Genomic DNA, 13939 nt, shown 5'->3' on the forward strand with positions numbered 1-13939 from the left:
CTCATGCCTCGGGAAGAGGCGCGCCGAGCGGCGACGCGCCAGCGCGATCAGGGCTTTGTCGTGTTCGCTCTGGTGGGACTCCTGGCGGTGATTCTTCTGGCCGAGATCTGGACCCGCACTCAGGCTGCCGACGTACAGGCGGAGGTGCGCCAAAATCGCGCCGAACTGACCGAACTCGACAAACGTTATCAGGAGTCGCTGCGGACGGAGGCCCGGCTGCGCGAACTTTCGGCGAAACGGGACACGATCGATCTTCTCGAACGGCAACGTCGGGGGCCGGTATATGTTCTGGAGGATCTGGGTGCAGCCACGCCGGATGCCCTGTGGCTTACCGAAATGAGTGAAAGTGACGGGTCTGTGGTTCTGAAAGGTCAGGGCCTGGATAACCAGACAATCGCGCTTTTCATGCGTCAATTGGAAACATCACCGTATTTTTCCCGCGTTGATCTTGTCGAGACGAAACACCTCGAGAAAGGTCAGGCCGAGTTGAAGGAATTTACGATTCGGGCGCAGGTCGCCTATGCGGGTGTCGGGCCCGGACCGACGGCCGAGTCCGCCGAGGGGGCTTCCTCGTGACGGATTGGATCGAGCGTTTCCTTGGGCTGGAGCCTCGCCAGAAGGTTGGTTTGATCCTCGGTCTGCCGCTGCTGATCCTGGTCTTTTATTATGTCTTTGTTGTCGGCCCGCGAATCGTCGAGACTCGGGAACTCCGCCAGAGGGTGTCCGATATGCGGGAGGATCGGATTCGGAAAGAGGCCCGGACCGCGGATCGAGAGAAAAAGGACGCCGAGTTGCGTAACGTCGAGACCGCCTTGGCGACCGCCATGGCCCAGCTTCCCGACCGCAAGGAGATTCCGGACCTGCTGAGTTCGATTTCACTTCTCGGTCGCGATTCAGGTCTGGATATTCTTGTTTTTCGCCAACGTCCCGAGGTCTATCGCGAGTTTTATGCGGAAGTCCCCGTCGAAATGGAAGTGCGGGGTACCTATCATCAGGTCGCTGCGTTTCTTGACGAGGTCGGCCGGCTCGATCGCATCGTGAATGTCTCCAATATTGCAGTCACGAATCCCGAGATCGACAGCGGAGAACTTCTGCTCAAGGCACGATCCCGCGTCACCACATTCCGATTCTTGAGTGAGGATGAGCGCGAGAAGTTGGCCGAAGAGGGGAAAATCGAAGGCGGGAAAGCGGGGAAAAGGTCATGATGAGGGGCCTGTTTCTGATTGTGGCTTGTCTGGCTCTGGTGCCATTGAGTGCCTCGGGTGCAGCCGCCGAATACGAGAGCGAAGGCAAAAGAGATCCCTTCCGCCCTCTGTCGATGATGCGAACGGCCAAGCCGGATCCGATTACGCCCCTCACGCCATTGCAACGGTATGAGATCGGCCAGTTGAAATTGGTCGGAATCATTTCTCGGGTGGAGCCGCCACGTGCGATGGTGGAAGACAGTTCGGGTTTGGGCTTCATTTTGACGCCCGGAACGCCGATTGGTCGAAACGGTGGCGTTGTTAAGGATATTCGGGAGCGGGGCGTGGTTGTGGAGGAGTGGCATACCGACATCATCGGCGAGCGGCACCGGAAGGAAATTGTGATGGTGCTGGCGTCCGACGAGAGCGAGTTTCAGCCATGATGGGCAAAGAAATAATCTATTATAGCCTGGCCGCGATGGTCGCGATGGGCTGCAGCGCCCAGCAGACCTCTTCGGTGCCGCGCGAGTATCGCACCGAGGTTTCGGGCGCCGGCGTGGTGTCAGCCGATCCCGGCGACGGACGCATGGCCTCTTCGGTAGGGACAGCCCCGGTTGTCCCTCGCCCCTTCGCTCCGGAAGGCGGTCTGCGTGTGGTCGATATGCGGGCGGCCGGCGATCGGGAGGGTGCCAGAGTGGTTGTCCAGTTCTCCCGCACGCCCGATGAAATTCGGTCTTTTTCGCTGGAGAATCCTCCTCGTTGCGTCGCGGATATCGCCGGAGAAGTTTGGGATTCGGCCGGACAGGACCAGGGAGAGACCGGCGTCGCCATGGTGCCTCGTTTCCGTATTGGTCGTTATAGCGAAAAGCTTCGGGTCGTTTTCGAACTGTCTCCTGATTCGAAAGAAACTTGTCTCTGGGAAGATCAGGGCAGCTCTCTGGTAATGGGTGTCGGTGCGAAGCCGATCGGGGCCCCGTCGCGCACGGTATTTGCCGTCACGGACCCACCACCGGGAGCCAGCGCTCGTGCGGCTCTGGTGCTCGCCATTGCAACCGACGGGCAGGTTGCCCCCGAGCCGGTTCTCTTGCGCGCTGTCGAGGAAACACCTCCGGTGGTTCCGACAGACGTGGATCCGCAGCTTGCCGCGATTCGGGAAATCGAAAAAGAGGCTTTACGGCCGGCTGCCGCTCCGGCGCCGGCGGCTACGACTGCGCCGCCGCGCGCACTTCCGGTGCCGCGTAATGTGGCCAGTTTGGCGCCTGATCCCGAACCCGTACCTCAATACAGAGGAAAGCGAATTACCCTCGAGTTCAAGGATGCGGACATCCTGAATGTCATGCGCATCATTGCCGACGTGGCGCAGCGGAATATCGTGGCAACGGATGATGTTTCCGGACGGGTGACGATTGTTTTGCACGACGTCCCCTGGGACCAGGCCCTTGATATTCTGCTGAAATCAACTGGACTGGAGATGGTCTCCTACGACGATGTGCTGGTGGTCTCGACTGCCAAGCGACTGGAGCAGGAGCGCAAGGCGCGGTTGGCCGCTCGGCAGGCCGGTCGTGAACTCGAACCATTGAAGACTGCTTACCTTCGCGTCAATTATGTGAACCCCAATGAAATCGCCCGTATCTTGCGGGGGGGGCGGAGCTCCGCAGCATCCTCAAATGAAGCGAACGCGCGGAATCGCCGCGGCATGCTTTCGGGCCGCGGCCTGGTGATGGTGAACGAAGCGACCAATACAATTATTGTTCGTGATGTGGCCGATGGTGTGGCGAGCGCTGCAGAGTTGGTGCGCCGACTCGATGTCCAGACCGCGCAGGTGGCCATTCAGGGTTTGATCTTTGAGGCGGACTCCGAGACGGCTCGTGAGTTGGGTGTCCGTTGGGGTGCTTCCTATGTTGCGAGCCCGGAAACCGGAAATCCGACCGGAAAGAATTTCCCCGGTCGCATCGGTGTTGGTGGAGCAGGCCCGGCGGGTTCCGCCGCAAACGGGGCGCCGATTCTGGTCGATTTTCCCGCCAAGGGGATCGCAGCGGGAGCCGGCAGCACTTTGGGGCTGGTCCTGGGCTCGCTCGATGGCACCTCGAAGCTCGACGCAGAAATCACCGCAATCGAGAATGACGGCAAAGGCAAGGTCATTTCTCGGCCCAAGGTGATTACGCTGAACAATCGCGAGGCACAGATTCAGAGCCTCGAGATTCTTCGTGTGAAACTCCCCAGTACCGGGACTGTCATCAATACCGGCCCGGGTGGCTCGGCTGGATCCAATACGACAGCAACTCAGGCGATCGATACCGGGATTATCCTGCGCGTGACACCGCAGGTCTCGAGCGATGGTTATGTGCTGCTCCAGCTATTTGTGAAATCCAGCGTCCCGAGTTCTGCCGAGACGGACGGGATTCCCAACGAGATCAGCCGACAGGCGACCTCGCAGGTTCTGGTGCGCGACGGGGAAACCGTCGTGATCGGTGGCGTATACCGCCAGCGGGCGAAGAAAGTTGAGGGTGGTGTTCCCTGGCTCAAGGATATCCCGGTTCTGGGATGGCTCTTCAAGAATCAGGCGACTCAGGATACTCGGCAGGAACTGCTGGTTTTCATCACACCTCGCGTGGTCTGGCGTAAGGATGCACCGGCAGAACTTCCGTCCGCTGCGGATCTCTGGCGTGAGCGCGACCGAAGCGCTTATGAAATCTTCGCACCTGAAATGCAGGGGACATCGCCGCTCTCGACGATCCCCTAGCCGACCCACAGGCGATATCGCCGGGCTCGGAATCGCGCTTTCGGTGAGCGTTTGCCGGGCAGGAGTTCATGATGAGAAATACGAGAAAGAAGAAATTTTCGGGGGCTTTTCTGGCATTGATCGCCAGCGGTTTGTTGGCAGCGTCCTGTGGCGGGGGGGGCGATGGCGACAATGGCCTGGTCCTGAATGCGACGGGCATCTGGCGTGGTCCCGAGTCGATCTCCGGGTCGACGATCACCTGTGTGGAAGTCAGCCTGTCGAACGCGATCGTCGATAATTCCTATACTCTTTACCTTGACCAGCTCAGGTTCTTCCCCGATCGCAATCGGTCAATGGGTGATCCTTGTGGTGCTTATCTGGGGGTAGAGAACAATCTGACCGAACTGGCGATGAACCTCCGTACCATCGATATTCGCTACGAAGCACCGGGATCATCCGTGCAAATTCCCTCCCATCAGATCGTCACCGGTTTTCAGGTTCCGGCGGCATCTTCGACTCTGCCGGGACCGAGCGGCCAGCCGAATCTCGTCTACGTGGAAATGGTCGGACAGTTTGTACCGGCGACGATCATGGATTTTCTTCGCGAGAACGAATCAGTCCTGCCGGCCCTACCCTACCAGTTGAATGTTTATACGACCGCGAATGGCCGGTCGGAGGTGGGCAAGCAGTATCGCTCCAATGAAGTGGGCTATACGTTCACCGTTGATCAGTTGGTTCCGGGGTGATCGCCGCGCAGTTCAGCGCCTGAGATTAGGGTCGCGCTGGGTAACGCGCGCCCGCACTGTATAGACGCTGTCTCCCGAGAGGACGGCGGCCCGCCCCAGCAGTCGTCCGTTCTCCCAGTTCGAGAGTCCCAATTCGGGCTGGTTCAGAGCGTATTGCCCATCGACCCAACGGGTGAACCCGTTGCCCACAAATGGCGCGTTGATGCTTTGGAAGAATCGAGCATGCTCGGCGGGTTCTTCGCTGATCAGGCTGGCGACGAATTGTGGACTATGGCGATTGAAAAGCTCGATCGCGTGCGGCAATCCGGAGACTATCTTGAGAGTGACTTCCGGTGTTTCTTCCCATTCCCACTCGTGTCCTATAGATGCTTCCGGCAAGGCCTCGATTTGAGACTCGGTTTGATCGCCTGTGGCCCGTCGCACGGAAATTTTTCTGGTGAGCATCTCGGCGGGGAGCCATTTTTCATCGCCGGCGACCACGTGCAATTTGAAGGATTGGTCTCGGGCGCTTCCAGCCCGTTCCAAAGCTTCGAGAAAGCACGGGAGCAGATCGGGGATGCAGTTTTCGGGAATGCAGCAAACATTCAGGGTGTTGCAGACCTTTCGATCAAGGGATGCCTCGATCGCGGCCGCGAAGGAGGTCGGGGTCGCTGTCTTGCTGCCGACAATCCAGGCGCCACCCGTGCCGTGCAGACTTGCAGGCACACCTGCCTGTCGGGCCAGAGATCCCAGAGTCGCCACAGCAGGCCCGGAGCCTCGGGCGACCGCGAGAGAGACATCACGGTTCGAGAACAAGGCCCAACCCGCAGCATGCGCTGCACTTTCGATCAGTACGACGGCTCCTTCGGGCAGACCGCTGGCCAGCAGGGCGGGCGACAACGCCTCCGACATCAGGCATTGTGCGGTTTGCAGTGCATCACTGCCGATGCGGAAGACGACCGTGTTCCCGCTGCGCAAAACACCGGTGGCATCGGCGAGAACGTTCGGGCGGCCCTCGAAAACAAACCCGACGACGCCGAGCTCGGCGCCCACGAGGTCCACATTCCATCCTTCATGCTCGATCGTCTCCAGGATGGTGCCCCGACGGCTCGTGGCGTGGCACCATCCTCGGAGTCCCTCGATCATGCCCTGTCGAAGTTTGTCATCGGCGATAAGCCGAGTCGTTGAGCGACCACGTTGTTGCGCACGCTCGAGATCCCGCGCATTGACTTTCAGGACGCGCTCCCAGACGGCGGGGTCCTCGAGACGGTTGGCGAACTCCTCAAAGAACGCGGTAATCCGTTCATCGGTGATCGTGCCCATTTGCGCGAAAGCGTTTCTCGCGCGCTGCACCGCATTGTCAGCGATCGCTCTTTCGGCCTGCGGCAGGTGCAGGACTTCACCGCTCGATTCGACCACCAGGATCGAGTCTCCCGGTTGGAAGGCGGCGGCAAGTTCCTCGGAGATGGTTGCAAATCGATCGCCACCGACGAGGAGACGCTCGCCGGCGGTCACCTTTTCCAGTTGCTGCAGTTCAGCCATGTGCCAGCTTCGTGATGGTGGTGGCCCGCGTCAAGCGCTCCGGGGGCTGGCGCGCCGGCTTTCTCATGCTTAGAACCCCTTCATGGCTGCATTGGAAGTGGTTTCAAGTGAGCAAATGGCCGGTGGAGAACAGCAATACCTTCGCCATCTTTCTGACGAGACGGGCACACAGATGACTTTTTCGGCATTTCTGCCCCCGCAGGTGAAAGACGGCCCCGTGCCGGTTCTTTTCTGGCTTTCGGGCCTGACCTGCACCGCCGAGAATTTCACGGTGAAAGCGGAAGCTCAGCAATATGCCGCCGAACACGGGCTTCTCGTGGTGGCTCCGGATACGAGCCCGCGGGAGGCGGGGATCGCGGGTGAGGAGGATTCCTGGGACCTCGGCACGGGCGCCAGTTTCTATCTCGATGCCACCGAAATGCCATGGATCATGAACTATCGGATGTATTCCTATCTAATGGACGAGCTTCCTCGGTTGGTTGGGGAGGAATTGCCTGCGGATATGGGTCGGCAAGGGATTGCCGGTCATTCGATGGGCGGCCACGGAGCTCTGATGTGCGCTCTGCGAAATCCGGGCAGGTTTCGGTCCGTTTCCGCTTTTGCGCCCATCTGTGCGCCCAGCGAGGTGCCCTGGGGACAGAAGGCGTTTACGGCCTACCTTGGCGACGATCGTGCGGCATGGGCCGAGTGGGATAGCTGCGAGTTGATCGCGAATGCGAAGGAAAGACTTCCTCTGTTGATCGATCAGGGGGACGCCGACGAGTATCTGGATGAACAATTGAAGCCGGAGCTTCTCGAGGCAGCATGTGCCGCAGCGGGGCATCCGCTGGAACTGCGGCGCCACCCGGGGCACGGTCATGGATACGATTTCATCAAGACCTTGATCGGGGATCATATCCGGCACCATGCGGAGGCGCTGCGGGCCTGAGCTATTGGATGCGGGTTCGCTAGACGCAAAACGGATCGAATAAGTTCGTGCCACAGGCGTCCGAGATCGAGTCCGCCGGGGCATGGCTGTTCCTCCGTCGACAGCTCGGGCAAACCTCGATAGGAGATAGTTTGATGGTCAAAAGCAGTTTTCGACACCTTTCCGGCTGGCTGATGGGCGCATTCCTTTTTGCGGGATGCGGGACCGCGGTCACCAACACCGGGGGTTCGGAACCCTCGATCCAGACCAGAGGCGAAGCAGTCATTTCCGTCGCACCGGATCGGGCGTTCATCACGCTGGCTATCGAAGCGCGCGACCCTCGTCCCAACGCCGCTCAGACAGCTGTTGCCAAAGCATCCAGGACCGCGATGCAGGCGCTTGAAGGCGCCCGTCTGGGGGACGATGCCTTGCAGACATTATCGTACTCGTTGCAGGAAGAATACGATTGGCAGGATCGGAAACGCACCCTGCGCGGTTATGTGGCGAGAAACACCATCGAGGTCCGGATCGATGAGGTGGCGCGGGTCGGCGAAGTCCTCGGGCTTGCCGTCAGCACGGGGGTCACCTCGGTGTCGGGCTTGCGTTTCGATACCAGCAAGCGCGCCGACCTCGAGCAGCAGGCCTTGACGCAGGCTGTGGCTCAGGCGCGTGCCTATGCCACGGCGGCCGCCGCCGGCGCCGGCATTGGCTTGGGTGAGGTTATCGAGATTCAGCAAGAAGGGGGCGGATCACCGGCGCCGCGGATTGCGTACTCGCGCTCGATGGCCGCGGAGGCCAAAACCGGCGCCCCACCGATCGAGTCGGGTGATATCGAGATTCGAGCCTCTGCACGGATCCGCGTGGCGATCAGCGCTGACTGAGCGCTCAGGCTGCAAGCTTTGGTTCAGGGTCTGTGTTTGGCGACGATCTTTGGCCCTTGCGCCGGTGACCTCGGTTTTCGGCTTGGTTCGGTAGCATTGGTCGTAAACCGAGTTTCTGCGGTGGGTTCTCAGTTGGCGTTCTCGGGTGTATCCGCGGCCTCAAACAGCGCTCGGTAGCCTGTCAGCAGCAGAAGGAGAAGGAACGCGAGGGTCAGGAACCCGCCAGCCATGACCACCATCTTGCCGACGACCCTCCAGGTCTCGAGGTATCCGTAAAATACGAAGTGCCAAAGGACGAGGGTGGTCGCGAGGCACTCGGTCATCGCAGCGATCAGGCCCCCTTTGCGACGCGCCGGATCAAAGCTCGACCAGGCTTGGGTAACCACCAGCGCGAAATACGTTGCGCCGAGAAGGCGAATGAAGAACTCGGCCGGAGGGGCGTAGGTCGGAAAGCCGATCAGCTGAAACCCGCTGAGGGGCAGGAAAAGTAGGGGAAGGCAGAGGAAAAAGAACGAAAAAAGGACCTTGGCTCCGAGAACCTGACGTAAAGTGGGCATGCAAAAGACCTAAAAGGTTCGCTCGGAAAGTGCAATGGAAATTAGACCGCGATGGGAGGGGGGGCTCCTCGGCCGGGATTGGGGCCAGAATCAGGGATTTTTCCACCTGAAGAAATTCGCTAGGCGGCACTCCGTAACCATGCTTTGTTGGCGAAATCTATGCGCAATCATACAAAGGTCGGCCGCCCCTTGTCTTCAAACTTTATCCGCTGCCTGTGTGTGGTCGGCTTTCTGACACTGGCCTTGCCGCCTGTTGCCTCGGCCCAACGTCATCCCGGAGACAATTTGCGACTGCCCTGCGCGGGTCAGCCCAACCAGAAGACGCTCGATCTCGAGGCCCGGCGGGATTATCGGAGTTGTCGGTATCAAGGGAATCTCGCGCAGCCGGAACTCTCCGCGCGGGGCTTTTTGAAGCACTATGCGGGTGCCCTCGGAATGGAGGCGAACCTGGCCGATGTCGAGACTGTCGATACGCGCCGCGGCCTTGCCTCTGCCCATACGCGTTTCCGCCAATTGCATCGTGGAATCCCGATCTTTGGCGCCCGCCTCTCGGTGCATCAGGGCAAGAATGGGTCGGTGAATGCTTTTCATACCAATTACAAAGTTCGCCCAACGGCAGGTCCGATCGCCGCACCGATCGTCAAACGCGAAGCGGTCTCCATCGCGGAAGCGGCCGTCGAGATGACCGAGAAACGGTTACCACACAAGAGTCGTCGAGTGTGGTTTCCGCAGGCGGGGCGAGGGTTGCGCATTGCTCACGAAGTATGGGTCTATGCGGCTGAGCCGCTGGGCGACTTTCTTGTCGTCGTCGATGCGCATACCGGCAAGATCCTCTTTCAGGAAAACCGACTGGTCTTCGCTTCGGGTGAGGGTTTCGTTTACCGGCCCAATCCCTATCAGACCAGCGGCACGACGACCGAGTCTGATAATGGTGACGCGACCAACGCGTTCCTCGATGGCGAGCGCGTCTCTGTCATATTGGAACGCCTCGATGACGGAACCGGACGTCTCAAGGGCGAATTTGTCGACGTGACGCACACGGGTGGCAAAGACTGGAACTTCGCCAATGAACCGAGCCGGATCTACAATTACTCGCGCGACGATAAGCGCTTTGAGGAAGTTACGGTTTACTTCACGGTCGACAAGATTCAGGAGTATATGCACAGTCTGGGTTTTGATGACGATACCCCTCCGGCCAATGGCATCCGGGACTTTCCAAGCCTGGCGAACGCGCATTGGGATGATGAAGACCAGTCGTTTTACTCCACCGCGGACGACGCGATCCATATGGGTGACGGGGGAGTCGATGACGCCGAGGACACCGACATCGTTGCTCACGAATACGGTCATGCCATCCAGCACAACCAGAACGGCTGCTGGGGCGGGGGCGATATGGGCGCTATGGGTGAAGGTTTCGGCGACTATCTGGCGGGCAGCTTCTACCACGATGTCGGGGATGCGACCTATCAGGCCGCGCACGCGGCTTGTATCGGAGAGTGGGATGGGGCGAGCTACTCCAGCACTTCCCCTCCATGCTTGCGTCGGATCGATGGCGACAAGAAATACCCCGATGACCTTGTCGGGCAGGTGCATGCTGATGGCGAAATCTGGTCGACTTTTCTCTGGGGAATGCATCCCGTTCTCGGCGCGGCCGTCCTCGATAAATTGGTTCTCGAACATCATTTCTCCCTGCCCTGTAATGCGACGATGATCGATGCCGCCAATGCACTGTTGCAGGCCGACGTCGAGATCAATGGCGGCGCAAATAACGGAGTGATCCGCAGTGCGGCCTGCGAACGCGGTTTTTTCAGCGGTTCGGATTGTGGTGGTTTGACTCTCGCCTATGGGGGCACGCCCGATCCAGCTGAGAGTGGCGAGGAGCTGGAACTATCGTTGCTCATCGGGAACGAAACTGCCGGCACGGCGGTCGATGTTCTGGCAACCGCCGAGGTCCCGGCAGGGACAGCTTACGTGGCCGGGTCTGCGTCGAATGGAGGCAGTTTGTCCGGCGGCAGCATCACCTGGCCGACCTTTGATCTCTCGGCGGCGAGCTCGGCAGGGCGCAGTTTCAGCGTCGACGTACTGGTGCCGGGGGGCGGCGGAGTTCTTTTCGATGATGATATGGAAGTTGGTCCTGCGCTATGGTCGACGGCGCATGGCGTTGGCACTGCGGATTGGGAGCTGAGCAGCGCAAAACCGTTCGGGGGAGGCGGCTCCAAATCCAAGGTGCCCACGACCACGGTCCCGGCGACGCCCTGCGTGGGCGGCAAGGCCGGCGTATTTAGTTGTAATCATATTGATCTGGAATATTTTTTCCCGATGAGTGCCATCGGCGGCGGCGATGGCAATGATGGTTGGGGTTGGACAGATCCCGTGACCATGCAGGAATATGTTCTGATGGGGCGTGCCGGTGGTACCAGCTTTATCGATATCAGCACGCCTTCTGCACCTGTATATCTCGGGGATTTACCGACGCATACGAGCAACAGCGATTGGCGCGATATCCGGGTTTATCAAGATCATGCCTTCATCGTCAGTGAGGCATCGAATCACGGATTGCAGGTTTTTGATCTGAAGCAGCTTCGTTCGGTGACAAACCCGCCCGTGCAATTCTCGGAAACCGCACATCTAAGTACCTTCGGAAACGCGCATAATATCGCGATCAATGAGGAGACCGGCTTCGCTTATGTCGTTGGTGCGAATATCTGCGCAGGTGGTTTGTATATGGTCGATCTGCAGGACCCGGCCAACCCGACCGGGGCCGGGTGTTTTGCCGATGATGGCTATACTCACGATGTACAATGCGTGGTGTATAACGGACCGGATACGGATTATACCGGACGCGAAATCTGTTTTGCCTACAACGAAGATACGCTCACGATTGTGGATGTGACCGACAAATCGGCTCCGACGCAAATCTCGAGATTTTCCTATTCGGGCGTCGCGTATTCGCATCAGGGTGGTTTGGCGAAATCGCAGCGTTTTATCTTGTTGGATGACGAACTCGATGAGCAGCAGGCCGGCCATAAGACCAAGACCTATATTCTGAACGTCGCGGATCTGGAGAACCCCGCGCTCACGGGTGAGTTTCTGGGCAACAGCAATGCGATTGATCATAACCTCTACGTCGAGGGTGATTTTGCCTATTTGGCGAACTACACCTCTGGTCTGAGGATTTTGCGGTTGGGCGATCTGGCGACAATGGATCTTTGCGAAGTAGCCTCGTTTGACGTCTATCCGGATTCGGATAGCGCGATTTTTTCAGGGGCCTGGAGTAATTATCCTTATTTCAAAAGCGGCATCGTGGCAGTGATGGCGATCGAAGGACTTGCTTTGCTGCGCCCCGACCTGGCCAATCCCGGCTGCGTGGGTACAGGGGAAGGTTCCGGACAGTCCTGGTTTGCAACGGCGCCAGATGGGCTCAGCGACCAGTACCTGCAAATCAATTCTGTCCTGTCGTTGCCGGTCGGAGCTACTTTGCGTTTCTGGCACGACTATAATTTTGAACAGACTTACGATGGCGGTGTCGTGGAAGTCTCGATTGATGGCGGACCATGGCTCGATGTTGCCGAGAAGTTCACAGCGAGCGGATATACCCACGAGATTTCGGGGGCCTATCAGAGCGCGATCGGCGGCCGGCGGGCATTTTCCGGAGCCAGTAACGGCTACGTTCTTTCGGAATTGGATTTGAGTGATTGGAACGGCCAGTCGGCGCGTATTCGATTCCGCGCGGTTACGGACACCAGCATGTCGGGTGAGGGTTGGTATATCGACGATGTCTCCGTTTCCAGCGGTGTGATCTTGCAGACGACGGCTGCCGTATCCGCGCGAGATGAGGCCACAAGAACCGCCGCACTCACGCTTTCCATTGTGGGCGAAGGTGAGGAAGCTGTCTGCGGTGATGGAGAATTGGGCTTTGGCGAGGGCTGCGATGATGGTGGTGAAAGCGCCACCTGTGATGCGGATTGCACGCTGGCTGCCTGCGGCGACGGCTTGGTCAATGCAACGGCAGGCGAGGCATGCGACGATGTTGGTCCGAGCGCGAGCTGTGATGTCGATTGCACATTGGCCGTCTGTGGCGATGGCGTGCTCAATACGCTTTCGGGCGAATCCTGTGATGACGGTAACACGGCGAGTTTCGATGGTTGTTCGACCAACTGTACAATCGAAGAACCGCTGACCAAGGCCGCCAGAAAGTGCTTGTCGCAGAGCGCCATCTGGGCGAGCAAACTCGCGATAGCTCAGTCCAAGGAGAATCAGAGTTGCACCAAGGATCTTTCGCGGGAGAAGATCGACGCTGGGGTGATCGACACCTGCCTATTGCAGGATCGACGGCTGAAGATAGCCAAACTGCAAGCTGGACTCGATGCCGTGCAGGCTGCGAAATGCACGGATATCCCGACATTTGGATACCGCGAGGCTGACGAGTTGGTGGCGGCCGGTGCGGCAGAAGTGGCGCAGGCGATGGCATCGGTGTTTGGACCGGATGCCGGTTCGCTAATTGCAAGTGCTCGTGACTCCGCGACCAAGGCACGTTCGGTATGTCAGCTGACGACTCAGAAGTTTGCCGACAAGATTTTGCAGATGAATGTGAAGGAGTTTACCAGCTGCGTAAAAAAAGAAACTGCTGATCGCGAAAATCCAATGGCCGCACAGACGCGGATTTCCGGATGTCTGGGCAACGTGCAGGAAGACGCGCGAGGTCGCGTGGCCGCATCGGTCGACAAGCTGGAATTGCAGCTGATTAAGAAGTGCAACACGGCAGGCGCCCTTGTCGAGGATTCTCTGGGGGGCAGTTGTGCAACTGCCGGAGACGAAGGCGCGGTGGCCAGTTGTCTGGCCAAGAAGATGGCCTGTCATAGTTGTCAGATGATGGAGGGGGTTTTCGATCTCGAGATGGTTTGCGACCAGTTTGATGATCAGCAGATCAATGCGAGCTGTTCGTGACGGCGCAGGGGGTTCTGAATGGCATTGTCTTCGTAGCGATTTTCGTGGGTATGTCTCTCGGCGGCGCGGATCCGGCAAGGCAACTCTCCGCTTATATGGTTTTCGCCGTCGGGACCCTGGGACTCGTGAGTGCTCTTCGTCATATCGTTTTCGCGGGATCGCTGACCGGCGAGCCCGGCGAATTGGGATTTGCCAACCGGAAGTTTTTCGAATGGGAAGCAGGGTTCGCCAACTTGTCCTTTGGTGTCATGGCTCTGGTCACGTCGCTAGGAGGCTGGGGGGTCCCGGCGATGTCGGCGGTGGCGATCGGCTACGCGATCTATTTGCTTGGTGCTTCGATCACCCATCTGATCGCCGGATGGAAGATCGGCTCGATGCGTCGATCGCTGATCTACGCAGCCATGACTGGATTGCTGATCGCGACTGGCGGTTTTCGTGTGCTTCCGGCCTGGAACTTCTAAGGGCTCGCTTGCG

General features: G+C 58.9%; 11 protein-coding genes. 9 read left to right on the forward strand and 2 right to left on the reverse strand.

Annotated elements, in window-relative coordinates:
• The first annotated feature begins 3 nt into the window (after window positions 1–3).
• The 5 genes from P8K07_14855 to P8K07_14875 all read left to right on the forward strand — a co-directional run bounded on the left by P8K07_14855 (window position 4) and on the right by P8K07_14875 (window position 4652).
• Window positions 4–576, forward strand: coding sequence for a PilN domain-containing protein (locus P8K07_14855; GenBank protein MDG1959800.1), 573 nt, complete (start codon window positions 4–6; stop codon window positions 574–576).
• Entirely contained in the window at window positions 573–1205 is a 633-nt protein-coding gene (pilO, locus tag P8K07_14860; GenBank protein MDG1959801.1) for a type 4a pilus biogenesis protein PilO, read from the forward strand. The genes P8K07_14855 and pilO overlap by 4 nt, the downstream gene beginning before the upstream one ends.
• Entirely contained in the window at window positions 1202–1627 is a 426-nt protein-coding gene (locus P8K07_14865) for a pilus assembly protein PilP (GenBank protein MDG1959802.1), read from the forward strand. Before pilO ends, P8K07_14865 begins: the two co-directional genes overlap by 4 nt.
• The gene (gene pilQ / locus P8K07_14870; protein MDG1959803.1) at window positions 1624–3927 is read left to right on the forward strand and encodes a type IV pilus secretin PilQ; all 2304 of its coding nucleotides are present in this window, start codon (window positions 1624–1626) and stop codon (window positions 3925–3927) included. Before P8K07_14865 ends, pilQ begins: the two co-directional genes overlap by 4 nt.
• Before the next feature lie 68 nt (window positions 3928–3995).
• Window positions 3996–4652 (forward strand): hypothetical protein, encoded by a 657-nt coding sequence (locus P8K07_14875; GenBank protein ID MDG1959804.1) that lies wholly within the window; start codon window positions 3996–3998, stop codon window positions 4650–4652.
• Window positions 4653–4664: 12 nt separating this feature from the next.
• Here P8K07_14875 and P8K07_14880 read toward each other — a convergent pair whose 3' ends face one another.
• Window positions 4665–6173 (reverse strand): glutamate-5-semialdehyde dehydrogenase, encoded by a 1509-nt coding sequence (locus tag P8K07_14880; GenBank protein MDG1959805.1) that lies wholly within the window; start codon window positions 6171–6173, stop codon window positions 4665–4667.
• An 82-nt stretch (window positions 6174–6255) separates the two neighbouring features.
• Here P8K07_14880 and fghA point away from each other — a divergent pair, with 82 nt between their 5' ends.
• Together fghA and P8K07_14890 are read left to right on the forward strand one after the other, a co-directional pair.
• Complete coding sequence (fghA, locus tag P8K07_14885; GenBank protein ID MDG1959806.1) at window positions 6256–7101, forward strand: S-formylglutathione hydrolase; 846 nt, start codon at window positions 6256–6258, stop codon at window positions 7099–7101.
• Between the two features lie 134 nt (window positions 7102–7235).
• Entirely contained in the window at window positions 7236–7961 is a 726-nt protein-coding gene (locus tag P8K07_14890; protein MDG1959807.1) for an SIMPL domain-containing protein, read from the forward strand.
• 128 nt (window positions 7962–8089) lie between these two features.
• On the opposite strand, the gene P8K07_14895 is transcribed toward P8K07_14890, so the two are convergent.
• Complete coding sequence (locus P8K07_14895; protein ID MDG1959808.1) at window positions 8090–8518, reverse strand: hypothetical protein; 429 nt, start codon at window positions 8516–8518, stop codon at window positions 8090–8092.
• 159 nt (window positions 8519–8677) lie between these two features.
• Between P8K07_14895 and P8K07_14900 the strand changes: the two genes are divergently transcribed.
• Together P8K07_14900 and P8K07_14905 are read left to right on the forward strand one after the other, a co-directional pair.
• Window positions 8678–13465, forward strand: coding sequence for a choice-of-anchor B family protein (locus P8K07_14900; protein ID MDG1959809.1), 4788 nt, complete (start codon window positions 8678–8680; stop codon window positions 13463–13465).
• Window positions 13462–13926, forward strand: a complete 465-nt coding sequence (locus tag P8K07_14905) for a hypothetical protein (protein ID MDG1959810.1) — start codon at window positions 13462–13464, stop codon at window positions 13924–13926. Before P8K07_14900 ends, P8K07_14905 begins: the two co-directional genes overlap by 4 nt.
• The last annotated feature ends 13 nt before the right edge of the window (window positions 13927–13939 follow it).

This window comes from Candidatus Binatia bacterium, from assembly GCA_029248525.1.
In the GTDB taxonomy this organism is placed as follows: Bacteria; Desulfobacterota; Binatia; order UBA12015; family UBA12015; genus UBA12015.